Origin of the sequence: Leucobacter sp. HNU (genome assembly GCF_047946755.1) — a bacterium.
Taxonomy (GTDB): domain Bacteria; phylum Actinomycetota; class Actinomycetes; order Actinomycetales; family Microbacteriaceae; genus Leucobacter.
Genome location: NZ_CP178837.1, coordinates 619217 through 644857, shown reverse-complemented (window position 1 = coordinate 644857; position 25641 = coordinate 619217). Strand labels below are relative to the sequence as shown.

The 25641-nt window shown below is 70.7% G+C and carries 24 protein-coding genes and 1 pseudogene; 11 read left to right on the top strand and 14 right to left on the bottom strand.

The features are described 5' to 3' along the window. Nucleotides 1-64: 64 nt before the first annotated feature. Nucleotides 65-283, bottom strand: a complete 219-nt coding sequence (locus tag AB3K78_RS03115) for a hypothetical protein (protein WP_416446096.1) — start codon at nucleotides 281-283, stop codon at nucleotides 65-67. A gap of 139 nt (nucleotides 284-422) precedes the next feature. After that, nucleotides 423-1376 (bottom strand): LysR family transcriptional regulator, encoded by a 954-nt coding sequence (locus AB3K78_RS03110; protein WP_416446094.1) that lies wholly within the window; start codon nucleotides 1374-1376, stop codon nucleotides 423-425. A 77-nt stretch (nucleotides 1377-1453) separates the two neighbouring features. Here AB3K78_RS03110 and AB3K78_RS03105 point away from each other — a divergent pair, with 77 nt between their 5' ends. The 3 genes from AB3K78_RS03105 to AB3K78_RS03095 all read left to right on the top strand — a co-directional run bounded on the left by AB3K78_RS03105 (nucleotide 1454) and on the right by AB3K78_RS03095 (nucleotide 6519). Continuing rightward, entirely contained in the window at nucleotides 1454-3247 is a 1794-nt protein-coding gene (locus AB3K78_RS03105) for an FAD-dependent oxidoreductase (RefSeq protein ID WP_416446092.1), read from the top strand. Between the two features lie 76 nt (nucleotides 3248-3323). Further along, nucleotides 3324-5012 (top strand): FAD-binding dehydrogenase, encoded by a 1689-nt coding sequence (locus AB3K78_RS03100; RefSeq protein ID WP_416446090.1) that lies wholly within the window; start codon nucleotides 3324-3326, stop codon nucleotides 5010-5012. Nucleotides 5013-5100: 88 nt separating this feature from the next. After that, entirely contained in the window at nucleotides 5101-6519 is a 1419-nt protein-coding gene (locus tag AB3K78_RS03095; protein WP_416446088.1) for a bifunctional pirin family protein/GNAT family N-acetyltransferase, read from the top strand. A gap of 56 nt (nucleotides 6520-6575) precedes the next feature. Here AB3K78_RS03095 and AB3K78_RS03090 read toward each other — a convergent pair whose 3' ends face one another. The 5 genes from AB3K78_RS03090 to AB3K78_RS03070 form a co-directional block, all read right to left on the bottom strand. Further along, entirely contained in the window at nucleotides 6576-7226 is a 651-nt protein-coding gene (locus AB3K78_RS03090) for an SDR family oxidoreductase (RefSeq protein ID WP_416446086.1), read from the bottom strand. Between the two features lie 74 nt (nucleotides 7227-7300). Then, nucleotides 7301-7864, bottom strand: coding sequence for a dihydrofolate reductase family protein (locus tag AB3K78_RS03085; RefSeq protein ID WP_416446084.1), 564 nt, complete (start codon nucleotides 7862-7864; stop codon nucleotides 7301-7303). A 50-nt stretch (nucleotides 7865-7914) separates the two neighbouring features. Next, the gene (locus AB3K78_RS03080) at nucleotides 7915-8520 is read right to left on the bottom strand and encodes a hypothetical protein (protein WP_416446082.1); all 606 of its coding nucleotides are present in this window, start codon (nucleotides 8518-8520) and stop codon (nucleotides 7915-7917) included. 16 nt (nucleotides 8521-8536) lie between these two features. Then, nucleotides 8537-9043 (bottom strand): PACE efflux transporter, encoded by a 507-nt coding sequence (locus AB3K78_RS03075; RefSeq protein WP_416446080.1) that lies wholly within the window; start codon nucleotides 9041-9043, stop codon nucleotides 8537-8539. A 225-nt stretch (nucleotides 9044-9268) separates the two neighbouring features. Then, entirely contained in the window at nucleotides 9269-11347 is a 2079-nt protein-coding gene (locus tag AB3K78_RS03070) for an MDR family MFS transporter (protein WP_416446077.1), read from the bottom strand. A 227-nt stretch (nucleotides 11348-11574) separates the two neighbouring features. Here AB3K78_RS03070 and AB3K78_RS03065 point away from each other — a divergent pair, with 227 nt between their 5' ends. Further along, a complete protein-coding gene (locus AB3K78_RS03065; protein WP_416446075.1) occupies nucleotides 11575-12039 on the top strand; it encodes a DUF3817 domain-containing protein in 465 nt (154 codons plus the stop codon). Nucleotides 12040-12154: 115 nt separating this feature from the next. On the opposite strand, the gene AB3K78_RS03060 is transcribed toward AB3K78_RS03065, so the two are convergent. From AB3K78_RS03060 to AB3K78_RS03050, 3 genes and pseudogenes are all read right to left on the bottom strand, one after another. Continuing rightward, entirely contained in the window at nucleotides 12155-12394 is a 240-nt protein-coding gene (locus AB3K78_RS03060; protein WP_416446073.1) for a hypothetical protein, read from the bottom strand. Nucleotides 12395-13026: 632 nt separating this feature from the next. Further along, nucleotides 13027-13221, bottom strand: a complete 195-nt coding sequence (locus AB3K78_RS03055) for a hypothetical protein (protein ID WP_416446071.1) — start codon at nucleotides 13219-13221, stop codon at nucleotides 13027-13029. 69 nt (nucleotides 13222-13290) lie between these two features. Beyond that, nucleotides 13291-14980: pseudogene (locus AB3K78_RS03050) on the bottom strand (2-isopropylmalate synthase). 261 nt (nucleotides 14981-15241) lie between these two features. On the opposite strand from AB3K78_RS03050, the gene AB3K78_RS03045 reads away from it, so the two are divergent. Next, complete coding sequence (locus tag AB3K78_RS03045) at nucleotides 15242-15925, top strand: FadR/GntR family transcriptional regulator (protein ID WP_416446069.1); 684 nt, start codon at nucleotides 15242-15244, stop codon at nucleotides 15923-15925. Between the two features lie 218 nt (nucleotides 15926-16143). Next, nucleotides 16144-17223, top strand: coding sequence for an FUSC family protein (locus AB3K78_RS03040; protein ID WP_416447291.1), 1080 nt, complete (start codon nucleotides 16144-16146; stop codon nucleotides 17221-17223). 64 nt (nucleotides 17224-17287) lie between these two features. Here the strand turns inward: AB3K78_RS03040 and AB3K78_RS03035 are convergent, their stop codons facing one another. Next, the gene (locus AB3K78_RS03035) at nucleotides 17288-18883 is read right to left on the bottom strand and encodes a DUF4822 domain-containing protein (protein ID WP_416446067.1); all 1596 of its coding nucleotides are present in this window, start codon (nucleotides 18881-18883) and stop codon (nucleotides 17288-17290) included. Between the two features lie 179 nt (nucleotides 18884-19062). On the opposite strand from AB3K78_RS03035, the gene AB3K78_RS03030 reads away from it, so the two are divergent. Next, complete coding sequence (locus AB3K78_RS03030) at nucleotides 19063-19965, top strand: threonine/serine exporter family protein (protein ID WP_416446065.1); 903 nt, start codon at nucleotides 19063-19065, stop codon at nucleotides 19963-19965. A 5-nt stretch (nucleotides 19966-19970) separates the two neighbouring features. After that, nucleotides 19971-20342, top strand: a complete 372-nt coding sequence (locus tag AB3K78_RS03025) for a hypothetical protein (RefSeq protein WP_416446063.1) — start codon at nucleotides 19971-19973, stop codon at nucleotides 20340-20342. A gap of 19 nt (nucleotides 20343-20361) precedes the next feature. Here the strand turns inward: AB3K78_RS03025 and AB3K78_RS03020 are convergent, their stop codons facing one another. Beyond that, nucleotides 20362-20988 carry a response regulator gene (locus AB3K78_RS03020; RefSeq protein ID WP_416446061.1) on the bottom strand — a complete coding sequence of 209 codons (627 nt, stop codon included), beginning with the start codon at nucleotides 20986-20988 and terminating at the stop codon, nucleotides 20362-20364. Then, nucleotides 20985-22154, bottom strand: a complete 1170-nt coding sequence (locus tag AB3K78_RS03015; RefSeq protein WP_416446059.1) for a sensor histidine kinase — start codon at nucleotides 22152-22154, stop codon at nucleotides 20985-20987. Before AB3K78_RS03015 ends, AB3K78_RS03020 begins: the two co-directional genes overlap by 4 nt. Before the next feature lie 79 nt (nucleotides 22155-22233). Between AB3K78_RS03015 and AB3K78_RS03010 the strand changes: the two genes are divergently transcribed. Together AB3K78_RS03010 and AB3K78_RS03005 are read left to right on the top strand one after the other, a co-directional pair. After that, nucleotides 22234-23052, top strand: a complete 819-nt coding sequence (locus AB3K78_RS03010) for a tyrosine-protein phosphatase (protein ID WP_416446057.1) — start codon at nucleotides 22234-22236, stop codon at nucleotides 23050-23052. 26 nt (nucleotides 23053-23078) lie between these two features. Continuing rightward, nucleotides 23079-23978 carry an AfsA-related hotdog domain-containing protein gene (locus AB3K78_RS03005; RefSeq protein ID WP_416446055.1) on the top strand — a complete coding sequence of 300 codons (900 nt, stop codon included), beginning with the start codon at nucleotides 23079-23081 and terminating at the stop codon, nucleotides 23976-23978. Here AB3K78_RS03005 and AB3K78_RS03000 read toward each other — a convergent pair. After that, nucleotides 23894-24607, bottom strand: a complete 714-nt coding sequence (locus AB3K78_RS03000; protein WP_416446053.1) for a ScbR family autoregulator-binding transcription factor — start codon at nucleotides 24605-24607, stop codon at nucleotides 23894-23896. The genes AB3K78_RS03005 and AB3K78_RS03000 overlap by 85 nt on opposite strands. Before the next feature lie 92 nt (nucleotides 24608-24699). Between AB3K78_RS03000 and AB3K78_RS02995 the strand changes: the two genes are divergently transcribed. After that, nucleotides 24700-25623, top strand: a complete 924-nt coding sequence (locus tag AB3K78_RS02995) for an NAD-dependent epimerase/dehydratase family protein (RefSeq protein ID WP_416446051.1) — start codon at nucleotides 24700-24702, stop codon at nucleotides 25621-25623. Nucleotides 25624-25641: the final 18 nt, after the last annotated feature.

Sequence of the window (25641 nt, the reverse complement as noted above, 5' to 3'; positions counted from 1 at the left end):
CCGGCTGCTTCCGCTTCGATCTCCGCTGGCGAAGATCGGGCGTTCCACGCGAACGGGGGAACGCTCAGCGGCGGTGCGCTCCGGTGCTGACCTGGAAGGAACCCAGCAGCTCGTCGACACGTTTGATGTCGTTCTGCCACGCGGCGATGGCCTCGCGGTCCGGTGCGGAGGCCTGCTCCTCGGTACGGATGCGACCCCTGATCTGGTCGATTTCACCCTCGAGTCCCGTGGTCACGATTCGCTGTACGGCCAGCGGCAGGGCAGAGAAAGACGATGTACTCACCGATCCAGGCTAACGGCAAACTCGCCGGACTCCGATTCAACGTGAAGCTGCAACCAACTTCGCACGCCTGAAACCGTACGAAATCACACGGATCAGGGGCTGTTCTCCGCGCGCGAACACGGCGACACGCGGGCGCCGCTCAGCCCCGCCCGCGCGCTTCGAGGGCCACGAACGGCGCCGCCGGCGCGCCGGGCGCGGTGATCGAGACCGCCACTTCCTCGATCATCCGCTGCATCGCCCCGGCCGCGTGCGTCGGCGCCATATCGGCGCGCCTCGCCAGACTGATCGTGCGCGAGAACTCCGCGCCCGCCAGCGGGATCGCCCGCAGTCCGGGACGCTCGATCGCCACCATCGCTGGCACCACGGCGACACCGAGCCCGCGCTCGACGAACCGCAGCGAAGCATCCATCTCGGCACCCGACACGGCGGTCGACGGTTCCAGCTCCGCCGCACGGAACGCGGCCGTCATCGACGCGTGCAGGTCGTAGTTCTCGGGGAACCCGACCTGCGGCAGCGCAGCCACCTCCTCGAGCGTCGCCGTCGTCCCCCGCACGGGCGACGGCGACGCTGCGGAGGACACGAGCACCAGCCGTTCGCTCAGCACCGCCTCCCGCTCCAGCACGGCTCGCGCCGCACCCGACCCGACGCTCGTCACGATCAAGGCGAGATCGAGCGTTCCTTCGAGGAGCGCCTCGATCAGGCTGCGGGAACCACGCTCCAGGATCTCGACGTCCACCCCGGGATATCGCTCCCGGAACTCGACCAGCACCTCCACCACCAGACTCGTGCAGAGCGTGGGGGTCGCCCCCAAGCGGATCCGGCCACGACGCAGTCCGGCGAGCTCGGCCATCTCGCCGCGCGCCGCCTCCGCATCGGCGAGCATCCGCTTCGCGATCGGCAGGAGCCGCTCCCCCGCGGCCGTCAACGTCACGTTCCCCCGGGCCCGGTGGAACAGCTCCACGCCGAGATCGGCCTCGAGGGTCGCGATCTGACGGCTCAGCGAAGGCTGCGCCAGATGCAGGCGCTCCGCCGCGCGCGTGAAGTGCCCGGTCAGCGCGACCTCCGAGAAGCCGCGCAACTGCTCCAGATTCATGTCGATAGCCTACGTGCATCATCATGATGAAATCTATTCATTGGAGTAATGACGCAGACGAACCTAGCGTGAGTGCCATGAACACGACATCCGCCGCCGGCGCCCGCGCCGAGCGCATCCTCGCCACCTCCGTCCTCGTCATCGGCACCGGCGGCGCCGGCCTCCGCGCTTCGATCGAACTCGCCGAGCGCGGCGTGCAGGTGCTCGCCGTCGGCAAGCGCCGCGCGCACGACGCACACACCACGCTCGCCGCGGGCGGCATCAATGCGGCGCTCGGCACCATGGATCCCGAGGACAGCTGGGAGCAGCACGCCGCCGACACCCTCCGCGAGTCGTACTTCCTCGCCGACCCGGCCATCGTCGAGGTCGTCACCCGCAATGCCGCCCGGGGAATCGAAGATCTCGAACGCTGGGGCATGCCCTTCGCCCGCGAGGCCGACGGCCGGATCAGCCAGCGATTCTTCGGCGCGCACAAGTACCGGCGCACCGCGTACGCGGGCGACTACACGGGCCTCGAGATCCAGCGCACCCTCATGCGCCGCGCCCGCGAACTGAACGTGCCGATCATCGACACCGTCTACATCACCCGGCTCCTCGTGAGCGGCGGCCGCGTATTCGGCGCCTACGGCTTCGACATCGTCGACGGCTCGCCCGTGGTGATCCACGCCGACGCCGTGATCCTCGCCGCCGGCGGCCACACCCGCATCTGGCGCAATACCTCGTCCCGTCGCGATGAGAACACGGGCGACTCGTTCCGCCTGGCGGCCCTCGCCGGCGGCAGGATCCGCGACGCGGAACTCGTGCAGTTCCACCCGTCCGGGATCCTGGAACCCGCAGAAGCAGCCGGTCTGCTGGTCTCCGAGGCCGCGCGCGGCGAAGGCGGGATCCTGCGCAACGCCCTCGGCGAGCGGTACATGGAACGCTACGACCCCGAACGCATGGAGCTCTCGACGCGCGACCGCGTCGCGCTCGCGAGCTACACCGAGATCACCGAGGGTCGCGGCACCGAGAAGGGCGGCGTGTACCTCGACGTCTCCCATCTCCCCCGCGAGCAGATCCTCTCCAAGCTGCCCCGCGTCTACCGCAACCTCATCGACCTCCAGATGCTCGACATCACCGAGCAGCCGATCGAGATCGCACCGACCGCGCACTACTCGATGGGCGGCGTCTGGGTGCGCCCCGAAGATCACGGCACCGGCGTCGGCGGGCTCTACGCGATCGGCGAGGCATCGAGCGGACTGCACGGCGCGAACCGTCTCGGCGGCAACTCCCTCATCGAACTGCTCGTCTACGGGCGCATCACCGGAGCCGATGCCGCGGAGTACGTCTCGGGCATCACGGACGTGCACCGCGACCCCGCCGCGGTCGCCGAGGCCCGGAACGAGATGCGTCGACTGCTCGGGCAGGATGCCGCGGGCCGCACCGTGCAGCCCGCCGACGCGGGTGCGGAGAGTCCGCGACTGCTGCAGCGTGCGGTGCGCGACCTCATGACCGAGCACGCGGGCGTCGTCCGGAGCGAGGCGGGCCTGAACGCCGGCCTCGCCAAGCTCGCCGAGCTCGAGGACCGTGCATCCCGCGTCACGGCGCATCCCGATATCGCGGGCTTCGACGACCTCGCCCACGCCTTCGACCTGGCCGGCTCCCTGCTCGCCGCCCGCGCCACGCTCGAGTGCGCGGTCGAACGACGGGAGACCCGCGGCTGCCACAACCGGTCCGACTTCCCGGAGCAGAGCGAGGCGCTGCGCGGCAACTTCGTCTGGACGCCCGAGACCGGCCCGGTCTTCGAACCGCTCCCCGAAGCACCCGACTCCTTCCGCGAGCTCGCCTACGCCGCGGCGGACGACTCGGTCCAGGGCAAGCTCGTCGAGTAGCCGGACCGTTCCGTACCGCGGGCGGTGGGCGGTCCTCGATCGCCCACCGCCCGCGCTTTGCTCCTAGACTCGGGCCATGGACGCTGACGTCATCATCATCGGGGCCGGGCTCTCCGGCCTGGTCGCGGCGCGGGAGACCGCGCGGGCGGGACTGCGCACCCTCATCGTCGACCAGGAGGGTGCGCAGGATCTCGGCGGGCAGGCGTGGTGGTCGTTCGGAGGCCTCTTCCTCGTCGACTCACCCGAGCAGCGCCGCCTCGGCGTGCGCGACTCCTTCGACCTCGCTTGGCAGGACTGGCAGGGCAGCGCGCAGTGGGACCGCCTCCAACCGAGCGGCGACGGCTCCGCGCCCGAGGACGGCTGGGCGGCGAAATGGGGACGGGCCTACGTCGAGTTCGCCGCGAGCGAGAAGCGCGACTGGATCCGAGAAGCCGGGATCGACCTCACCCCCATGGTCGGCTGGGCCGAACGCGGCGACCTCCGCGCGGGCGGGCACGGCAATTCGGTGCCCCGGTTCCACGTCTCCTGGGGCACCGGCACCGGCGTCGTGAATCCCTTCGTTGCGTCCGCGCTCGAAGCCGTGGAGCAGGGGACGACCGAGATCCGCCACCGCCACCGGGTCGGCCGGCTCATCGTCGAGGACGGCACGGTCGTGGGCGTCGCCGGCACGATCCTCGCCCCGCACGCGGGAGCCCGGGGCACCGCCTCCAATCGCGACCGCATCGGCGACTTCGAGCTGCGCGCCGGGGCCGTCGTCGTGGCGAGCGGCGGCATCGGCGGCGATCACGACCTCGTGCGCCGGTACTGGCCCGAACGACTCGGCACCCCGCCGCGCGAGATGGTGACCGGCGTGCCCGCGTACGTCGACGGGCGCATGCTCGGGACCGCCGAAGACGCCGGCGCGCGACTCGTGAACCGGGATCGCATGTGGCACTACACGGAGGGCGTGCGCAACTGGGCCCCGGTCTGGCCCGGGCACGCGATCCGGATCCTGCCCGGCCCGTCGCCCCTCTGGCTCGACGCGATCGGGCGACGGCTACCTCCTCCGGCGCTCCCCGGCCACGACACGCTCGGCACCCTGCGGATGCTCCGCACCGACCCCGCGATCTCCGCGCACGATCATTCGTGGTTCGTCGTGACGAGCCGCATGGCCGCGAAGGAGTTCGCGCTCTCCGGCTCCGAGCAGAACCCGGACGTGACCAATCGCGACCGCAAGCTGCTGCTCAAGACCCGCGTCGGCCGCGGCGCGCCGGGGCCCGTGCAGGCGTTCCTCGACCGCGGTCCCGACTTCGTCGTCGCCGAGACCCTGCCCGAGCTGGTCGGGCTGATGAACGGGCTGACCGACGAGCCGCTGCTCGATCCCGATGCCGTCGCGCGCGTCGTGCGGGAACGCGACGCCGAGATCGAGAACCGGTTCTCGAAGGACGCCCAGGTGATGAGCATCCGGAACTCGCGCAGCTACCTCGGCGACCGCCTGACCCGCACGACGGCGCCGCACCGGATCCTCGACCCCGCGGCCGGGCCGCTCGTCGGCGTGAAGCTGCACGTGCTCACCCGCAAGTCGCTCGGCGGGATCCAGACCGACCTCGGTTCGCGCGCGGTCGGCGCGGACGGCTCCGTCGTGCCCGGCCTGTATGCCGTCGGGGAGGCCGCCGGCTTCGGCGGGGGCGGCCTGCACGGCTTCAACGCGCTCGAGGGAACATTCCTGGGCGGCTGCCTGTTCTCGGGAAGGGCGGCGGGTCGCGACATCGCGGCCCGCGCGTGACCGAACGCCGCGGACCGGCACCCGGCAGACCGATTCGACCGCAACGGACCAGGGCGCGGCAGCGCGCACGAGCAGAACGGAGCACCGCATGAGCGATCAGGATCCCGAACCGCAGGAACGGATCTGCGCGGCAGGTGCCGCGCCCGCGGGCATCGAGGTGCTGGAGCCGCGCGCGGTCCCGCTCGGCGGTGTGCGCGCGATGACCGTGCGTCGCACCCTGCCGCAGCGACAGCGCTCGCTGATCGGTGCCTGGTGCTTCCTCGACCACTACGGTCCCGACGCCGTCGACACGACCGGCGGCATGAACGTGCCGGCGCACCCGCACACCGGGCTGCAGACCGCGAGCTGGCTGTTCACGGGCGAGATCGAGCACCGCGACAGCTCGGGCGCGCACGCGATGGTGCGTCCCGGCGAGCTGAACCTCATGACCGCGGGCAGCGGCATCAGCCACTCCGAACGCTCGACCCCGGACACCTCGATCCTGCACGGGGCGCAGCTCTGGATCGCGCTCCCCGAGGCCGCCCGGCACGTCGAACGACGATTCGACCACTACGTCCCGCCCGTGCGCACGGGCGAGGGCTGGCGGGCGAGCGTGTTCCTGGGCACCCTGCTCGGCGAGACGTCACCCGTGCCGACCCACACGCCGTTGATCGGTGCGGAGATCACCCTCGACCCCGGCTCCGCGATCGACCTGGCGGTGGATCCCGCACACGAGCACGGGGTGCTCGTGGATCAGGGCGACGTCCGGCTCTCGCGCGGCATCGCGGACGGGGCCGCGGAGGGCTCCGATGCCGCCGCGGACCCGGGGCAGCCGGTCGAGGCGCACGAGCTCGGCTTCTCGCCCGCGGGCGAGGCCGTGCTGCGGTTGCGTGCCGGGGCATCCGGCGCCCGAGTCCTGCTGATCGGTGGCGAGCCGTTCGCCGAGCGGATCGTCATGTGGTGGAACTTCGTGGGGCGCACCCACGAGGAGGTGGAGCGGGCGCGCGCCGACTGGCAGCGCACGATCGAGGGCGCTGCGCCGGACGACCCGTTCGGGCTGCCCGACGGAGAGCCGGAGCCGCCGCTCCCCGCTCCGGTGCTGCCGCTCACCCGCTTGGTTCCACGGGCTCAGCCGGGTGCGCCCGCCGGCAGTATCGTCTCGAAGGGAGCCGCAATGGTCCAGGATCCGAGTACCGTGCCCGAACCGCAGCGCGCGGACACCGGAGCGTCCGCCGAGGTCCGCGTCGTGCACCAGCCCGAGCAGCGCCGCTACGCGGTCACCGTCGGCGGAGAGCTCGCCGGCTTCACCGAGTACCTGCCCCGGGACGCCGGGCAGCGGCTGCTCTTCGTGCACACCGAGACGTTCCCGCAGTTCGCGGGACAGGGGCTCGCCTCGCGCCTCGTCTCGGAGGCGCTCGCCGAGGTGCGTGGCTCGGGCAAGCGGATCGTGCCCCTGTGCCCCTACGTCGCCGCCTGGCTGCGCAAGCATCCGGAGTACGACGACGCGGTGGACTGGCCCGCCGAGTAGAGCGCGCGACGCCCGGTGATCGCCGGGTGTCGCGCCCGCAGGCCGGAACGCCCCCGCTATTCGGCCGCGCCGAGCGCTTCCGCGATCGGCGTCTGCCCGGAGTTGAAGCGGATCGTCTTGCGCACCGTGGACGGATCGGCGAGGGTCGCCGCGATCACGGCGGCGACATCGGCGCGGGAGACGTCGCCGGACTCGGTGGCGCGGGCGTCGATGCGCCCGGTCGCCTCGCCGAGCGTGAGCGCGCTGGGGCCGAGGACCGTCCAGTCGAGAGCCGACGCGCGCAGGTGCTCGTCGGCCGCGGCCTTGGCCTCCGCGTAGTGGAAGAAGGAGTTCTCGGCAGGGACCCCGTGCTCGGATGAGGACCGGAAGTACGACACCATGACGTAACGGGGAACGCCTGCGAGTTGCGCCGCCTCCATCGAGCGGATCGCCGCGTCGCGGTCGACCGCGAGCGTGCGTCGGGGATCGCCCCCGCCCGCACCCGCCGACCACACGACGGCGTCGTGACCCACGAGGATCTCGGCGATGCCGTGGGCATCGAGCTGTTCCACGTCGGCCACGTGCGGGATCGCCCCCGTCGCCGCGACCTCCGTCGCGTGCTGCGGATTGCGGATCACCGCGGTGACCGTATCGCCGCGCGCGATCAGCAGGGGCGCCGCGAGCAGCGCGATCTTGCCGTGTCCTCCGAAAATCACGATGCGTGCCATGCCCTCACCCTACGCTCGCCGCGCGGCGCTGGGAACCGCCGTGCGCACGCTCACGGCGAACCCGCCCGACGCGGTCAGCCGGTGACCGGCCGCACGTCGTAGACGAGCCGGGCGAACTGGCCGACCGCGTGCGCCGAACGCAGGCGCAGCCGGTCGGCGTCGAAGCGCCGTGGCAGCAGCGGGGCGCCGCCGTCGAGTGCGACCGGCGCGACCGAGAGCGCGATCTCGTCGAGTGCGCCAGCGTCGAGGAACTGGCCGGCGAGCTCGCCGCCGCCCACCACCCAGATGTCGCTGTCGCCCGCGACCGCGCGGATCTGGGGCAGCGCCGCGGAGACGTCGCCCGAGAGGAAGCGCACATCGGCGCCCGCGGGCACCGGGAGCTCGCGCGAGGTGAACACGAAGGTGACCTTGTCGCCGTAGAGCTCCGCCCAGCGTTCGGGCTGCTCGAGCAGCCGTTCGTGCTCGAGCACCCACTCGTAGGTGGTCGAGCCCTCGACGAGCACCTGCGCACCGGCGGGCCAGAGCCCGTCGGCGGGAGCTTCGCCGTCCTCGACCGCGAAGAGCCAGTCGAGCGAGTTGTCGCGGTCTGCGATCCAGCCGTTGAGTGCGGTCGCCGTGTCGAAGATGATTCGTCCCATGAGCGCAGGGTATGCGGGACCACCGACATTCGCCCGGCCGAGGCCGCGCGTCACCCTCGCCGCGGACGCCAGTCCGTGACGCGGACCCCGCGCCGCACCGCGGTTCCGCCGACGAGCCCCGCGTTCCGCAGTCGTTCGACGAGCGGCCTAGGCAGCTCGTCGATGAACGCTTCGACGCTGTCGTGCCGATAGAGCTGGCCGATCGTCCAGCGGCGGATCCCCGCGGCGGTCGCGATGCGGATCCGCGTCGGCGCGCCGTCATGGACGATGAGCAGCCGGTGCAGTTCCCGGTACGGGATCACGGTCGCGCCGCCGCTCGCACCGCCGGACGTGCCGTCGCCCTCGGCCCCGACGCGCACGGCATCGGGACCGAAGGCGAGCTCGAGGACGCGCCGCTGGGCCCGCAGCGTCGCCAGGAAGGTCACGATGCCGATCGACGCCCCGATGAACACGGCGGTTCCGAACGCCACCGCCCAGTCCCCGACGAAGAAGCCGATCACGAGCGCGAGCAGTGCCACCGCGAGCAGCAGGCCGCCCCAGATCGCGAGACGGCGCGGTGCGAGGAGCTCCCCGAGGTCCACCGCGCCGACCCGCAGCACGAAATCCGCTTCACGGCGCGTCCAGGGCGCGGGCAACTCGAGAGGGGTCGGCGTCACGCGGACCCATCGTAGTTCACGCCGCCTCGCCGCCGAGCGCCGAGGCGGGCAGGCCGAAGACACGGTCGAACGCCCAGGCGTACACGACGGTGAACGCGAGGAAGAAGACCAGCATGCTCCCCTCGATCACCGCGGCTTCGACCAGGGTGACGCCCAGCACGATCGTCACGATCGGCACGGTGAAGAGCAGCGCGCCGCCCTCGTAGCCGATCGCGTGGATCGTTCGCGCGACCGGTCCGCGCCCTTCGGCACCGACGCGTCGTTCGAGATTCTCGAAGATCGTGTTCCAGATGTAGTTCCAGACGGTCGCGGTGGTCGACAGCAGGACCGCGGTGAACGTGGACTGCCCGCCGCCGTGGCCGAGCAGGCTGCTCAGCACGAGCACCGTGCAGAGCACGCTGAGGCCTTCGTAGCCGGCGACGTAGACGAAGCGGCGCAGACGCGGGCGCCGCTGGAAGAAGCGCAGCTGGCGGGCGGGACGGATCGACACCGGAGCGTCGGAGATGTGGCCGGTCGCGGTCACGGGTATCACTCCAAATGATTGCCAGCCCGTTGAGAAGCCACTTTGGGCCCGCCTCGTTGCACACGGTTACGCCAGCCATTCGATCATATCGCGACTGATTCAGTTGTCAAGTGGCAAATCTGCGACCAATATCGAAGAAGAGTGCGCACCGCTTCCCGCCCCGGACGCACCGAGGGGCGGTGGATCCGACGATCCACCGCCCCTCGGTGCGGGCCGGAGCCGCGCTCAGGCGCCCTGGACCCTGATGGTCCCGGTCGCGGTGAGCCCGGCCGCATCGGCCTGCTCCTGCAGCGCGGAGGTGCGCCGCAGCGGCGGGGCCTTGAAGAACCAGCTGAGCACGAAGGCCAGCAACAGCACGCCGAAGCCGATCCAGTAGATCACGACGATGGCCTCGGTGAAGCCCACCATGAAGGGCTTGCTCAGTCGCGGGTCGGCACCGTTGAGGAACGAGGTGTCGCTCGTCGAGGCGCTGGACCCATTCGACCCGCTCGAGGCCTTCTTGTCGATCTCCTTCGAGAGGGTCTTCGAGAGCTGCCCGCTCCAGTAGTCGCGCTGCGAGGCGTTGCTCCAGTCGACGGTCACCTTGCCGTCGACCACGCTGGCGTGAGCCTGGTCGGCGACCGCCTGCAGCGCCTGCTCCTCGGCGGCCGGGGCGGCCGCCGCGACCTGCTGGTCGATGACCGTCTGCGCGGCCTCCGCGGGGATCGCTCCGGCGGCAACGCCCTGCTGCACCTTCTCGGTGACCGCCTTCGTCGCGGCCTCGCCCGCGGCGGCCTTCGCCTTCGTCGCGCCCGCGTCGAGCTGCGCCTGCACGTTCTTGGTGATCGGCTCGACGATCGGGGCCCACATCTGCTTCATGATCGCCCGGTTCTCGGGCGCGGTCGCGACCGCCGGGTTCAGCGCGGCGTTCAGCCCCGCGTCGAGCGTGTGCCGATCGGCGGTCGCGTGCTGGATGTTGGTCGGCAGCAGCGTGAACAGCACCGACAGCATGATCGCGGTGCCGAGCGTGCCGCCGATCTGACGGAAGAAGGTCGCGGCGCTCGTCGCGACGCCCATGTCGGGCGCCTCCACCGCGTTCTGGCTCGCCATGGTCAGCGACTGCATGAGCTGGCCGAGGCCGAGGCCGACCACGAACATGCCCGTCATGAGGTACCAGACCGGAGTCGTGTCGGTGACGAACGCGAGCACCAGGAAGCCCGCCGCGGTGACGATCGTGCCGGTGCGCGGGAAGAAGCCGTACTTCCCGGTGCGCGCCGTGATCTGGCCCGCCGCCATCGACGAGATCATGAGGCCCAGGACCATCGGGAGCATGGCGAGACCGGACTCGGTCGGGTTCAGGCCGATCACGATCTGCATGTAGAGCGGGATCGTCATCATGGCGCCGAACATGCCGAAGCCGACGAGCACGCCGATGACGGTCGCCATCGAGAACGGGCTCGACCGGAAGAGCCGCATCGGGATGATCGCGTCGTTCTTCATCGCGATCTCGATGAGCACGAAGGCGAGGGCCCCGAGGCCGCCGATCACGTAGCAGGTGATCGCACCCGCGGATGCCCAACCCCACTCGCGTCCCTGCTCGGCGACGAGCAGGAGCGGAACGAGCGCGACGATGACCGCGGTCGCGCCCCACCAGTCGATCCGGGGCTTGTCGTGCTTCGCGACCTTCGGCAGATGCAGGAACGCGATGACCATCGCGAGCGCGATGATGCCGATCGGCAGGTTGATGAGGAACACCCAGCGCCAGCCTGCGATCCACAGGATCTGGTCGGCGCCGGCGAACAGGCCGCCCACGAGCGGCCCGATGAGCGACGAGACGCCGAACACGGCGAAGAAGTAGCCCTGGTACTTCGCCCGCTCGCGAGGGGCGAGGATATCGGCCATGATCGCGAGCGGGAGCGACATGAGCGCGCCCGCGCCGATCCCCTGGAAGGCACGGAAGCCGGCGAGCATGAGCATCGACGTCGAGAACGTCGACAGCACGGAGCCGATGATGAACACCGAGATGCCGAAGATGAAGAGCGGTCGTCGCCCGAAGATGTCGGAGAGCTTGCCGTAGATCGGCACCGAGATCGTCGAGGTGATCAAGTAGGCGGTCGTGACCCAGGCCTGCTGATCCAGTCCGTGCAGGTCATCGCCGATGGTGCGGATCGCCGTGCCGACGATGGTCTGGTCGAGCGACGACAGGAACATGCCGGCCATGAGGCCGTAGATGACGAACAGGATCTGCCGATGGGTCATGATCGGCTTCGGCCCTGCGGCCGCGTCAGCCGGGGCGACCTGCGCCTGCGCTGAGGTTTCTGACATTGCCAGTCCTTCTGATGGGGGTGCGGAAACGGTCGGCGCCCAGCACCGCTGCTGCGGCGCCGGGCGCCGACACTGGCGTGCAATTGCTTGCGAGCGATCAATAGTGACACCGGGGGAAATGGTTGTCAAGTGTCAATCAATAGCGTGTCGGAGCTCTCAGCCGATCGGCAGGATCGCCCCTCGCGGACGGATACCGTTGAGGCAACGCCCAGACCCGAGGAGCCCCGTTGTTCACCGCACCAGCCCGCCTGTTCCGCTCGCTCGCGATCGCCGAGGCGATCACCTGGACCCTGCTGATCGGAGCACTGATCGCGCGAGCATCGGGCATCGATCCGCTGGTGGTGACCATCGCCGGAGGCATCCACGGCTTCGTGTTCCTCTCCTACGGCGCGATGGCGATCCTCGTCGCGATCCACCAGCGCTGGAACCCCGGCGTCGCGATCCTCGCGATCGCGAGTGCGGTGATCCCCTACGCGACGATCCCCGCTGAGATCTGGCTGCATCGGTCGGGCCGCCTCGCGGGCTCCTGGCGCCTGGTGCAGACGGACGACCCTCGAGACGCGCGCTGGTTCGATCGACTCATGCGCTGGTTCCTCCACCGCCCCTGGGTCCTGGCGGCGTTGATCCTGCTCGCGATCGTCGCGCTCTATGCGGTCCTGCTCGTCGCCGGCCCTCCCGGCGGCTCCCGCTGAAACCGCCGCCCCCGCGGGAGCACGGCGAAGGCCCGCGCGAGAACCATGCGATTCCCGCGCGGGCCTTCGCCGCTTGCGGCGCGGATCCGGGCGTCGCGCGCGCGGACCCTTCGGGTCAGAAGAGGCGCGGACCCTGCGCGTAGCCTGCGCGGAGCGCCTCGTGTTCGGCGCGCGCCCGCTGCGCGGCGAGCTGGGCTTCCCGGAGTTCGAGCGCTCCGAGCCGCGCGGAGTCGGCGCACGTACCAGCCTCCCGGACCGCAGCGTTCCGCTGCGACGGAACTCGATCGGGATCGGCCGGTCGCGGGCCCGCCTGCGACTCGGGGTGTCGCTCGGTGGCGAGGAGTGTGGAATTCACGATCGTGACTTTCTTTCGAAGAATGCAATGGGTATTTAAAATTGGGCGCGACGAATAGACCCTCTTCGGGTCGGAGAAATCGCGCGGCAGCGAATTCAAGCGGAGCGGATTGTCGATGCGACATGCGCTCCGGGACTCCGCGGGCCTGGTCGGGATCCTGGCGCGGGCGCCCCGATCGAGCGGGACGCCCGCGCGGTGGACGGGAGCCGGAGCTCACCGCATTCGGATCCGGAACCCGGACCGATCCGCGCTAGCGCGGGAGTCCGAGGCGACGAACGCCGGAAGGGGCGGGATCACGGAACCCGACGGCGCACTGCCGATCTCGGTGACGAGTCGCCTCGCGGCCCCGGAATCGGAGCGGCGATCGACCTAATCTGCCATGCGGCAGAAGGAGCCACGGGGAGCGGCGGAGCCGAAGGAGTTCCCGATGAACGGAACTGTGATATCAAACTTAGGCATCTTACGCACCTCCCTCTCGTGACTTGATTCATACCGACAATATTGAATACGCCCGTCTCCTGTCAAGCGGGTCGGGAAAAAAGAATTGCGGAGGACGAAATCCGCCGGACGGGCTCGGAACGCGAAACGTCCCCGCTCCCGGAACCGGGAGCGGGGACGTCCGGACGATCCGCTCAGTCGCGGAGCTCGTCCTTGGCCTCGTTGCGAGCCTTCACCGAATCCCGCTCGGCCTCGGCCTTCTTGACGGCGGCCTCGGCCTTGAGCTCCTCGGCCTTGTCCTTCACCTGGTCCACGGCGTCCTCCACCGCTCGACTGGCCTGCTTGGCCGCCTCGCCGATGGTCTCCTTGGCGTCATCGAGAATTCCCACGTTCGCCCCTCTCTCTCGGTGGTCGGAGGTCCAGCCCAGCAGACGAAGCTGCACATCGGGTGAACGCGGTCAAGATCCGTCACGGACCGCGTTCGCCGCGGCGATCACTGCGGCGAGGCTCGCCGAGAGCACCGAGTCCGCGCGTCCCGCGGCCCAGCCGCTCCCCCGGCGTACCGGTACTCGACGAGGGTGAGCGCCTCGCTGTCGCTCCCCGAGCGCACGCTGCCCTGGTGCAGTTCGAGCACTTCCATGACGATCCCCTGTTCGGCGAGAGTCGACACCAGCGCCTCGACGGGACCCCCGGCATCGCACTCCCGCGCATGGCGCTCGTCCCCCACGCGGATCGACATCCTCGTGCGCACCGTCCCCGACGCCTCTGCGACCTCGTAGGCCTCCAGTGCGACGCCCGGTTCCGCCCGCTCCGCACCGAGATACACCCGCTGGAAGATCCGATGGACCTCCTCCGCGGTCACCTCGGCACCGGTCGCGTCGGCGTACCGCTGCACATGCCTCGCCAGCTCGATCTGCAGCCGCCGCGGCAGTTCGATCCCGTACTCGGTCTCGAGCAGATAGGCGATCCCGCCCTTGCCGGACTGGGAGTTGACCCGGATGACCGCGTCGTAGCTGCGCCCGATGTCGGCCGGGTCGATCGGCAGGTAGGGCACGCGCCACGCGATCTCGCGCTCCGAGCGCCCCTGTGCGGCAGCACGGGATCGATGCTCCGCGAAGCCCTTCCGGATCGCGTCCTGGTGGGTCCCGCTGAACGCCGTGTGAACCAGGTCGCCGACGTACGGGTGGCGCGGATGCACCTCGATCCGGTTGCAGTACTCGACGGTGCGCCTGATCTCGTCGATGTCCGAGAAGTCGATCATGGGATCCACACCCTGCGCGTGGAGGTTGAGCGCGAGGGTCGCGATGTCGACGTTCCCCGTGCGTTCGCCGTTGCCGAAGATGCACCCCTCGACGCGCTGCGCCCCGGCGAGCACCGCGAGCTCCGCGCACGCGATGCCCGTGCCGCGGTCGTTGTGCGGGTGCACCGACAGGATCACGCCGTCCCGACGAGCGAGGTGCCGGTGCATGTACTCGATCTGGTCCGCGTAGACGTTCGGCGAGGCGATTTCGACCGTGGCCGGCAGGTTCAGGATCACGGGCCGTTCGGGAGTCGCGTCCCACAGCTCGGTCACCGCGTCGCAGATCTCGAGCACGTAGTCGGGTTCGGTGAGGTTGAAGACCTCGGGCGAGAACTGGAAACGCACGTTCGGCAGATCTCCCGCGAGCTCCAGCAGATCGCGCGCGCCATCCAGGATCATGCGCTTCAGCTCCGCCCGGTCCTTCTGCAGCACGGACTCGCGCCAGGTCGGCGCCGTCGCCGCGTACATGTGGATCACGATCGGGTTCGCGACCCCCGGATCGACTCGACCGTGCGCTCGATGAGGTCGCGTCTCGCCGGCGTGAACACCACGACGGTCACGTCGACGGGCGCGATACCCGCGTCGGCGATGAGCCGCACGAAGTCGAAGTCCGTCTGCGATGCCGACGGATACCCCACCTCGATCTCGGTGTACCCCATCGCCACCATCAGCTCGAAGAACCGGCGCTTCCGCTCCGGATCCATGGGCTCGGCGAGCGCCTGGTTCCCGTCGCGCAGGTCCACCGGTACCCACAGCGGCGCACGGGTGAGGCGGCGGTTCGGCCAGTCCCGTTCGAACTCGGGGACGTCGACCCTGGCGTAGGCGTCGCGGTATCGGTGCGAGGGCATCTGGGAACGACGCTGCCGGTTCCAGTGCGGTGCCCCGGCGGGTACGGGGCCCGCGGGGGTATCGATGCGGTTGAATGTTGACGTGGACATGGCGTCTGGGCTTCCTTCTTCGATCGGTCTGGGCGATCGGCGCAGCGCATCACTCCGCGGCGGGACGCCGATCGCACAGGTCCCCGCCGCGGCGGCGAAGGAGGAGCCCGTGGAACGTCATGCGCCGAGAGTACCACAACTCCTCAGACAAGCAGAAGAGATGAGAAGACCATGGCCCAGGTGAAACGCACGCCGCTGGCCGATCAGGCGGCTGACCTGCTGCTCGAACGGATCCGCTCCGGCGAATGGGCGCTCGGCGAGAGACTCCCCGGCGAGACGACCCTCGCCCCGCAACTGGGCGTCGGCCGCTCGACCGTCCGGGAAGCGATCCGCCAGCTCGCCGGCCGCGGCGTCCTCGCGTCGCGGCAGGGCGCCGGCGTGTTCGTCACCGCACTCGACGCCCCCGAGGACTGGGACGCCATCGTTCGCCGCAGCGACATCCTCGCGGTGATCGAGGCGCGGATCGCGATCGAGGGCGAGGCCGCGGCACTCGCCGCGGAACGCCGCACCCCGGGCGAGCTCCGCGCCGTCCGCCGAGCCCTGGGCCAGCGCGCGGAGCGCCGCAGCGAGCTCGCCGCCCACGTCGACGCCGACACCGCATTCCACCGCAGCGTGGTCGCAGCCGCCCAGAACCCGATCCTCGCCGAGCTCTTCGACGGCTTCACCCCTCGGCTGCGGGAAGCGATGATCGAGATGCTGCGCAATCGGGGCGTCTTCGGCGACGATGCCGATCACGAGGCGCACGCGCGCCTCGTGGAGGCGATCGCAGATCGGGACCCGGATCGCGCACGAGCACTCAGCCGCGCGCACCTCCGCGCCCTGGCCGAGACGCTCGAGGGGATCGGCGGGAGGTAGCACCTCGAAGAATGGTGGCCCATGCGGATATGCAGACTGGGGTCCTCGTCGCCACGCATGGGCCACCCTGCCGGAGCCCCAGGGGGGGTTGAGGCCTCACGACTGGAGATCGCCGAACCGCGATCCCGAATACACTGTAACCGGTTACCGTAAACATTGCAAGCGGGCGTCGTCTCCGGCTGCTCCCCGTCTCCGCACGGAAGAATGATGGGGTGAACATGCGGCAGAAGCAGCGGAAGTGGATCCCCCGCGCGCACGGCGCGGAGGTGGCCCTGCGCACCGCGCTCTCCCTCGGTATCGCGCTCTGCACGCTCGCGTTCCTCGGGCGCCTCGACCTCGCGTCCTACGCCATGTTCGGGTCGTTCTGCGCGGTCTTCGGGTTCAACGAGCCCTACCGGGTCCGCGCACGCACCGTCGGCCTCGCGGGCCTCGGGATCCTCGTGTCGATCAGCACGGGGATCCTGCTCTCCGCAGCCCATGCGCCGGTCGCCGCGATCGGGGTCGCCACCCTCGTCCTGCTGGCGCTCGCCGTGCCCGCCAACGTCGTGATCGGCGTGATCCCGGCACCCCCGTTCTTCCACGTCATCGCGCTGCTCGTCAGCACGGCGATCCCGACCCCGGGACCCGAGGTCCCGCTCCGGATCGCGGTCGCAGCGGGCGCGACGGCGCTCGCCTGGCTGATCAGCCTCTCGGGCTGGGTGATCCGGAGCGCCTGGCCGGGGCACGCACGCACCTCCCACGTGCTCGCACGCCCCTTCTTCAAGGACCTGAGCCGCACCCCGCGGATCGATTTCGAGGCGCTGCGCGATTCGCGCGTGTGGCGCAGCATCGCCGAGAACCTGTCCGGGGCGGTCCTGGCCTATGTCCTCGCCTCGACGCTCGGCGGTTCACGCCCCTACTGGGCCGTGCTCACGGTCGTCTGCGTGATCGCTCCCGCGCGCGCCCGACCGTCTGCCGGGCACGCGATCGAACGGGTGATCGGGACCGCGGTCGGGCTCGGCGTCGTCTGGTTGCTCGAGCCGCTGCAGCTCCCAGCACCGGTCGTGATCGCGATCATCGTCGTCTGCCAGTTCTTCACTCAGCTCTTCGTCGTGCGGGCCTACGCGGCCGGACTGGTGTTCATCACCGTCATGGTGTTCGCCAGCCTGTCCTTCGTCGTCCCCCTCGACGGGCCGATCCTCGTCGAACGACTCATCGAGACGGTCATCGGTTCGCTCGCGGGCCTGCTTGTCATGTTCCCGGGGTGGCTGCTCGACCGCCGAGCGGCTCGGCGAGCTGCTCGGCGAGCGGACGCGTAGCTCGAGGGACGCGTCGGCCCGCTCCCCCGGACGCGATGCCGGAGGAGCGGGCCGAACACCGCGATCAGCCGCGGAGGCGCCGCATCAGGACGCGGCCGCCGAGCAGGCCGCCGCCCGTGATCGCCGCGATGGCCGCCGCGACGATGCCGGCGGCCGCGGACTGACCGCCGGTCACGGCGAGGCGATCCTTCGCTCCCTGCGCGTTCTCGTTCCGGCCGTCGCCGCCGCCGTTCGACCCGCCGTTCGACCCGTTCTGACCGCCCTGGCCATTGCTCCCGCCGTTCGAACCGCCGTTGCTCCCGCCGTTCGAACCGCCGTCGCTCCCGCCGTTCGAACCGCCGGTCCCGGTGCCCGGCTCGGGGTGCGCGGTCGGGGTGTGCACGATGTCGACCCACTTGCTCGTGTCCGCCGCGTCCACGACCCGGTAGGTGAACTCGGCATCGGTGAGCGCGACGATGGGAACGATCCGTTCGAACCGCACCGCGCCCGCATCGTTCTTCGCCGCGATCCAGCGCGCGAGCTTGCCGTCGACGACGCGCATCTCCCAGTCGCCGTGCATCTTCGGGCTGTCGTCCAGGTTGAACATCGTGAACGTGCCGTCGGCCTTGAAGTAGGCGTTGCCCACGAAGTTCGCGGCCCGGGCGTCGTCGAGCGCGACGGGCTTCCCGTCCTGGTCGACCGCGCCCGTCGTCTCCCACGGGGTCGCCGCGAGTGCCGCGGCAGCGGCCGCGAGGTCGATCGTTCCGGGCTCCGCGTGGTCGGTCGGCGTGTGCACGATGTCCACGTACGCGCCGCCGGCACCGGCGACGCGATACGTGAACTCGGTTCCGTCGAGCTTGACGATCGGGACCTCCCGTTCGAACAGCACCGTACCGGTGGCGTCCTTCGCACTGATCCAGCGCACCAGCTGTCCGCCCACGACGCGCATCTCCCAGTCGCCGCGGAGCTTGGGCGAGTCGTCCAGGTTGAACATCGTGTACGTGCCGTCGGTCTTGAAGTAGGCGTTGCCGACGAAGTTCGCCGCACGGGGATCGTCGAGCGCCACCGCATTGCCGTCCTGGTCCACCGAGCTCGTGGTCTCCCACGGGGTGGCGGCGAGCGCGGCGGTCGCCGCGGAGATCGCAGCCGCCTCGGTGCCGGGCTCGATGTGAGTGGTGGGCGTGTGGACGATGTCGACCCACTTGCTCGCGTCGGCCGCGTCTACGACCCGGTAGGTGAACTCGGCGCCGGTGAGGGTGACGATCGGCACGGTGCGCTCGAACAGCACGTCGCCCGCGGCGTTCTTCGCGTTGATCCAGCGCGACGAGCCGTCGGGAGCGACGGTCCAGTCGCCGCGGAGCTTGGGCGAGTCGTCCAGGTTGAACATCGTGTACGTGCCGTCGGCCTTGAAGTAGGCGTTGCCGACGAAGTTCGCCGCGCGCGGATCGTCGAGCGCCACCGCGTTCCCGTCCTGATCGACGGCGGCCGAGGTGACCCACGGTGTCGAGGCCAGCACGTCTGAGGGCGTCGAAGCGGCGGGAGCGTGCTCCGCCACCGTCGCCGTCGGAGCTTCGCCTCCGACGGCGAGCGCGGCTCCCGCGGGCAGCAGGCAGGCCGCGACCACGGTCGCGGTCGTCGCGGCGAGCATCCATCCGCGTGCGGGCGATGTACGTGCAGTCATGGGGGATCCTTTGCAGATTCGTTCCGAGGGCGTCTGAGTCCGAGTCGGATTCAGCGGCACCGTCAACGCTAGGAAGCGCCCCCGGGCCGGGGCATCAACCGATCGGTTGAAGCTCGTGAGCACCGCTAGAATCGCAGCATCGGCAGAGCCGCTGCGGCTCCGGGAGAACAGGGCTGAGGGTGGCTGAAGACATCGTGCTGGGCGAGCTCGGTGCGCTCCTCCTCGACGGCGGGTCCTCGGTGACCGATGTCCGCGGTTCGCTCGAACAGGTGCAGCGGCGCAGCGGCACCGGTTCGGATCTCCGCTTCGCGGTACTGCCCGAGCTCGTGCTCGTCAGCCGCGCGGGCGTCTCGGCGTCCACGAGCATCGCCTACGCCGGAGCGAAACCGCTCACCTTCCGGCAGTCGGCCCACGCCAATCGGCTCGCCCGCGACCTGGAGGCCGGACGCCGGACGCTCTCGGACGCACCGCGGCGCATGGCCGAGATCCGTTCGATCCGCGAGCGGATGCCCGCCACGGCGAACATCCTCGGGATCGCGATCCTCTCGATGGGGCTCGCAGCTCTGGTACGCTGCCCCTGGTGGGCGATCCTGTTGGCGTTCTTCGTCGGCGCACTGGTCGGCACGGTCACCAACGCCATGTCGCGGGTCCGCTCCGCCGCCGCCATCGCGCCGTTCGTGTCGGCGCTCGTCTCGACGGTCGCCGTCGGCGCCTTCGCCGGCTGGCTGGGACTCGGCCCGGTCCCGCTGTTCGCGGTCTGCGCCCCGATCGCGATCCTCGTCCCGGGCGCGATCATCACGAACGGCCTGCTCGAACTCACCTCGACCGATATCGTCACCGGCGCCTCGCGCCTCGTCTACGGACTCATCATGCTGGCGTTCATGGCCGCGGGCGTCTTCGCGGGAGCGCACCTCACGGGCCTGCGGATCGACTCCGGGTCTGCGGCGCTCGTCGCCGAGGCCGCGCACTCCGTGAGCGACCGCTCCGGGTGGGAAGCGCTCCCCCGCTCTGGCTCTCCTGGATCGGGGTCGTGCTCCTGGCGGTCGGCATCGGTCTCGCCTTCGGAGCGGGACATCGCCTGACGCTCGTGAGCGTCGCCGTCATGACGGGGACCTACGCGGTACTCGTGCTCCTCACCCCGGTGCTCGGCAATGCCGTCGCGACGGGCCTCACCGCGGCGCTGCTGTTCGTCGCGGCCCGCGCGCTCGAACGGCTCACCCTCGCGATCCCCGCGACCGTGTCGTTCCAATCGGCGTTCCTGCTGCTCGTTCCAGGCACCGTGGGCCTGGTGGCGCTGGCCAGCTTCGACGCCTCCGCGCTCGCGTCTGCGCCGATGATCTTCCTCAGCCTGTGCATCGGCACCAAGGTCGGAGCGCTCACCGCCGACCTGGCGCACATCACCCGGACGGCGTTGCGCACGCGACGCCGCACCCCCGTGGTCCCCTCGGCCGGAGTGTGAACCCGCGCGGATCGCGCCCTCAGATCCGGATCAGCCCGCGCTTCACCGCCGTCGCGATCGCGGCCTGCCGGTTCTCGGCCCCGAGCTTCGTGAACGCGTGGTGCAGGTGCGTCTTCACCGTCGCCTCGCTGACCACCAGCGCCTCCGCGAGCTCCCGGTTCGAGAGCCCGGACGCGGCGAGCGCGAGCACTTCGAGCTCGCGTGCGGTGAGGATGTCGTCGGGGTGGCGGGTCCGGTCGCGCAGGCGCTCCGAGATCCGTCCGGCGAGCGCCCCCTCCCCGGCGGCAGCGGAGCGGATCGCCCGGAAGAGCTCGGCCGGGCGGCTGTCCTTCACCAGGTATCCCGAGGCGCCCGCGTCGATCGCGCGCACGATGTCGGCATCGGAGTCGTAGGCGGTGAACACGAGCACTCGGGTCGCCGGCCAGGCGCGCAGGATGCCGCGGGTCGCCGCGATCCCGTCGGGCAGGTCCGCACCGAGGTCGAGGTCGACGAGCGCGACATCGACTCCGTCGCTGGCCGCGAGTTCGACGGCTTCGTCCGCGGATCCCGCCTCCGCCACGACCTCGAAGTCGGGCTGCGTGCCGAGCAGCGCGCTCAGCCCATGACGGAGCACCGGGTGGTCGTCGAGCAGCAGGATCCGGATCATGCTCGCGCTCCTTCGTGCGGGGCTGGCAGGACCGCGGCGACGACGGTGCCCTGACCCCGTCCGGATTCGATCACGAGCGTTCCGCCGAGGCTCTCGGCGCGCCAGGCCATGGCGCGGAGTCCAAAGCCGTCGCCCTCCCCGTCGGCGTCGAAGCCTCCGCCGTCATCCGACACGTCCACACCGACCTCGTCGGCGAAGTAGGTGAGCGTCACCCGCACGGTCCGTGCCGCGGCGTGCTTCGTCGCGTTGAGCAGCGACTCCTGCACGATCCGCTGCAGTGCGTGCGCCACCGCTTCGGGAACCGCCCGTTCGTCGCCGACGACCTCGAACCCGGCCCCCGCGGATTCCGCCTGCGCGCTCAGCGCGGTGGTCAGCGAGGCCGCGGTCTCGCGGGGATCCGCCAGCCCGTGCAGCAGCTGCCGGGTCTCGACCAGTGCCGCGCGCAGCGTCTCACGCGCTTCCCCGACCGACGCGGAAGAGCCCTCCGGCCGCAGTTCGTCGGTCTCGAGCAGCAGGAGCGCACTCGCGGTCCGTTGCACGACGGTGTCGTGCAGCTCGCTCGCGACCCGACCCCGTTCGGCCAGCGCGCCCGCCTCGCGCTCGCTGCGCGCCAGCTGCTCGCGGGTCTCGAGGAGCTCACGGTTGAGACGGCGCTGCTCCGACAGCGCGCGGTCGAGCGCGGCGTAGGCCGATGCGAGCACGAGTCCGCCGAAGAACGGGCCGAGCACGAGACCCGGATCCTGCCCCTTCGACATGATGAGCAGGCCGACGCTCACGGCGACGACGATCGCGGCCGAGAAGCCCTGCGCCGCCCGGCCGCGCAGGACCCGATGGACCGCGACGAACAGCGCGAACGCGCACCAGCCGAACGACGGTGCGATGATCGTGAGCGGCAACCAGAAGCCCGTGGCCAGCAGCAGACCGACCGTCTGCCGAGGACCGGTGCCGGAACGACCGAGCACGGCGGTGGCGTAGCTCGCCCCCGTGCCGATCGCGAGCAGCAGCACGACGAGGCCCTCGCCGGCCAGCTCGTGCCGGGAGAAATAGCGCAGTCCGCAGACCAGCAGGAGCAGCGCGAACCCGACGTCGACCGCGCGATCGACCCCCGTCCGTTGAACGGGCAACGGTTCCGCCGTCCGGTACCCCGGTCGCTTCGTTTGGGTCATGATGGGGTCAAGTATCTCCGATCCCCAGCGGCTCGAGCCTCAATCGATAGGCTGAGATCAGCGACGAAAGCTGGTGCACATGAACCTCACAGGCATCCTCCCGGTCACGCACAATGCCCGCGGCCTCGGCGGTCTCCCCACCGTGCACGGCGAGTCGACCGCCCCGGTGCTCTTCCGCGCGGATGCGCTCGGAGGGCTCACCGAGGCCGGCCTTTCGGGGCTCGTCGAGCTCCGCATCGGCACCGTCGTCGACCTGCGCACCGACCACGAGCGCACCCGATCCGCCGACGTGCTGCCGGAGGATGGCAGCGTGGCGCTCCTCGAGCTCCCGGTGCTCGGCGGGGCGATGGACGAGATGGCCAAGAGCCTCATGCCGGCCGAGGGGCGCGCCGATGCTGCGGGCATCGACCCCGACCGGCTCGCCGCACTGCTCGACGCGGTTCCCACGCTGGACGAGCTCTACCTCTCGATCCTCGCGAGCAGCCCGGAGCAGTTCGCGACGCTGGCGCGCGCGGTCGTCCGGGCGGCCGAGACCGATCGCCCCGGCGTGCTCTTCCACTGCACTGCCGGCAAGGATCGCACGGGCCTGGCGGCGGCGCTCCTGCTCTCGGTCGCCGGAGCGGAACGCGAGACGATCGTGTCCGATTACGTCCTGACCGAGCACAATCTCGCGGGCCCCTTCGCGCAGACCCTGCTGGGCTACATCTCCGCAACCGGAATCCCCCTGACCGCGAAGCTCGAGGAGCTCGCCACGAAGTCGCCCGAGAGCGCGATCACGGCGGCGCTCGACTGGATCGAACGCGTGCACGGCGACGCCGGATCCTATCTGCGGTCCGGCGGTCTCACGGACGACGAACTGCTCCGACTCCGCACCGCGCTCATCGCGCCCGGACACTGACGCCGCCCCGGAACGCCGGCCCGATCATGCTCCCCGAAGACGCGGCGCCGATTCCCCCGGAGTTCACGCACAAGCACCGGGCCGAAGAGTCGCTGCTCCGGTCCTATCGCCCGGTGCTGCGCGGGGAGGAGATCGCGCTCTTCCTCGCTCCCGGTTGGGACGGCGGGACCGAACCGGGGACCCCGGAGTCCATCCTCCGCGTCGCCGAGGCGCTCCGCCAGTCGGTGATCGCGGCGGCCCACCTGGCCCACGAGGTCCCGCTCGGGGACGCATTCGTCATGGAGCGGATGCGGTTCAGCGGCGCGACGCCGCGCACGTCGAGGAGCACCGAGGTCCGCGTCGCGGCCGGCTCCCCGCGTATCGCGGGCGGCCGGCTCGTCTCGATGATCGCGGCGGTGACCTTCCTCGCCGAGGGCGAGACGGTGCTCCGGGGCGAAGGCCACCTGCGCGTCGTGACGGCTCCCGTCTACCGCCGCATGCGCGAAGGCAGGATCCGCTCGGATGCGCTCCGGTCGGAGACCCCGATCGCGCAGGGCTTCACGGTGTTTCCCTCGCCCGAGGGCGGCTTCGCGGTCGCCTACGACGCGCGGCACCCGCTCTTCTTCGACCACCCGGTCGACCATGTGCCCGGCATGCTGCTCATCGCGGTCGCGCTGGAGACCTTCGCGAGCCGATTCCCGAGCCGCACGATCGCCGAGCTCGATGCTCGATTCCTCGACTTCATCGAGCTCGACGATTCACGCATCCTGCCCATGCGGATGTCGAGCGGACGCACCGCCCTGCGCAGCCTGAGCCGAACCCGATTCGGTCCGCTCACCCGCCCGTCCGCGGTGATCGACGTCTATTCGGCCTCGACCGTGCCGCTCTCGATCGCCGACGCGGCTTCGCCCTCCGCCGGGGTCTCCGCATCGATGAGCGTCGAATGATCGTCGAGCAGTCGCTGCACGGATTCGCTCGTGCACTCGGCCTTGACGACCTGCGAGAACAGGATCGGCCACATGCGCGCGAGACGCTCGGGCAGGTCGCGGCTCCCCGAGACCGCGGACGACATGAACTGGGTCCCGGTGAAGGCCGAGTTGATGACCTCCGCGAAGTGCTCCAGGTCCACGCCCTCGGCGAGCTCGCCGGCGGCCCGGGCCTTCTCGAGCAGCTGGATGCACTGCCGGGTCCAGTCGAGGTACGGCTGGGCGGAGCTGATGCCGAGGTCCTCGACGGACTCGGTGCTCAGCCGCAGCCCCGCGCGCACGACCGGGTTGGTCGAGATGAGGTTCGCGAGCTTCGCGGACACCACGATGATGTCCTGGATGCCGCTCGGCGACTTCATCTCGTCGACGGCGACCGCCGCCTCCATGACGATGCGGTGCTGCTGCTCGATGACCGCGTTCGCAATGTCGGTCTTCGCCGGGAAGTGGAAGAGCAGGGTGCCGAGCGCGGCTCCGGCTCGCTCCGCGACATCGGCGACACGCGTCGCCCGGTAGCCGCTCTCAGAGAAACACTCGCCGGCCGCGGCGATGATTCGGGCGCGAGTCCTGATCGCGCGCTGCTGTCGTGCCACGGGGTCCTTCCCATTGGTCCAGGCGGTTCCTCGCGGAACCGCGTGATGCAATCCAGACGAGTCTATCCATCACAGCCGGAAAAGGAACGAGTATGAGGATTCTTGTCAGCGGAGGTACCGGATTCCTGGGTTCCGCAGTCGTCGCCGAGCTTCGTGCGCGCGGCCACGACGTCGTCTCCCTCTCGCGGTCCGGCTCCCGCCCCGCCCCCGCGAGCGAGACCGGCGGAAGGGTCGAGCACCTCCGCGCCGACCTCTCCGACGAACTCCCCGTCTCGCGCATGGGCGCGGACGCCTACCTGCTCTGCGCCGCGTACGTCGGGGCCGACGCACGCACCGCGGAAGCGGTGAACCTCCACGGCGCCGAGCGGCTGGTGCGGGCCGCGCAGGCGTACCGGGCCCCCGTCGTGGCGCTCAGCACGCTCTCGGTCTACGGATCGGGCCCGCACCGGGGCCAGGCCGAGGGCGCGCTCGAGCCGCACCCCGAGTCCGTCGCCTCGCGCACCCGCGCGGCGGCTGAGGAGATCGTACGCGGATCCGGCGGCGCGGTGCTGCGCACCGCGCTCACGACCGGCGCGGGCGACCGCTGGGTGGTCCCGACCCTCGCAGGGATCGCGACCCGGCTCGGCGCACCGGACGAGCTGCGGACCGTGCGCAGCTCCGTGATCGCCGCACCGGCGCTCGCACGGGCCGCGGCAGGAGCCGCGATCCGGCTGGCGGAGGACCCGGCGGGCGCGCTCCGTGCGCGAACCTTCCACCTGGCCCACCCGGATCCCGTGAACCTGATCGGGCTCTGCGAGCGGTTGACCGGCGTCGCCGTCCCCCACGTCTCCTCCGAGGCGTTCGCGCAGGGGGTCGAGGGGCTGGGGCTCAGCCCGCACCAGACGCGCCTGCTCACCGAGGACCACTGGTACGATTCGACGGCGATCTGGACGGCGCTCGACGAGTCCCCCGGCCCGACGATCGACGCGGATCCCGATGCGGTCGCCTGGTACCGGGAGCGCCTCGCCGAGCGATGACCCGAGGCCGTCTCCGGC

Coding starts and splice junctions, on each gene's coding strand:
- AB3K78_RS03110 (WP_416446094.1), bottom strand. CDS start 1,376: ATGAATCTGGAGCAGTTGCGCGGCTTCTCGGAGGTCGCGCTGACCGGG.
- AB3K78_RS03105 (WP_416446092.1), top strand. CDS start 1,454: ATGAACACGACATCCGCCGCCGGCGCCCGCGCCGAGCGCATCCTCGCC.
- AB3K78_RS03100 (WP_416446090.1), top strand. CDS start 3,324: ATGGACGCTGACGTCATCATCATCGGGGCCGGGCTCTCCGGCCTGGTC.
- AB3K78_RS03095 (WP_416446088.1), top strand. CDS start 5,101: ATGAGCGATCAGGATCCCGAACCGCAGGAACGGATCTGCGCGGCAGGT.
- AB3K78_RS03090 (WP_416446086.1), bottom strand. CDS start 7,226: ATGGCACGCATCGTGATTTTCGGAGGACACGGCAAGATCGCGCTGCTC.
- AB3K78_RS03085 (WP_416446084.1), bottom strand. CDS start 7,864: ATGGGACGAATCATCTTCGACACGGCGACCGCACTCAACGGCTGGATC.
- AB3K78_RS03070 (WP_416446077.1), bottom strand. CDS start 11,347: ATGTCAGAAACCTCAGCGCAGGCGCAGGTCGCCCCGGCTGACGCGGCC.
- AB3K78_RS03045 (WP_416446069.1), top strand. CDS start 15,242: ATGGCCCAGGTGAAACGCACGCCGCTGGCCGATCAGGCGGCTGACCTG.
- AB3K78_RS03040 (WP_416447291.1), top strand. CDS start 16,144: ATGCGGCAGAAGCAGCGGAAGTGGATCCCCCGCGCGCACGGCGCGGAG.
- AB3K78_RS03035 (WP_416446067.1), bottom strand. CDS start 18,883: ATGACTGCACGTACATCGCCCGCACGCGGATGGATGCTCGCCGCGACG.
- AB3K78_RS03020 (WP_416446061.1), bottom strand. CDS start 20,988: ATGATCCGGATCCTGCTGCTCGACGACCACCCGGTGCTCCGTCATGGG.
- AB3K78_RS03015 (WP_416446059.1), bottom strand. CDS start 22,154: ATGACCCAAACGAAGCGACCGGGGTACCGGACGGCGGAACCGTTGCCC.
- AB3K78_RS03010 (WP_416446057.1), top strand. CDS start 22,234: ATGAACCTCACAGGCATCCTCCCGGTCACGCACAATGCCCGCGGCCTC.
- AB3K78_RS03005 (WP_416446055.1), top strand. CDS start 23,079: ATGCTCCCCGAAGACGCGGCGCCGATTCCCCCGGAGTTCACGCACAAG.
- AB3K78_RS02995 (WP_416446051.1), top strand. CDS start 24,700: ATGAGGATTCTTGTCAGCGGAGGTACCGGATTCCTGGGTTCCGCAGTC.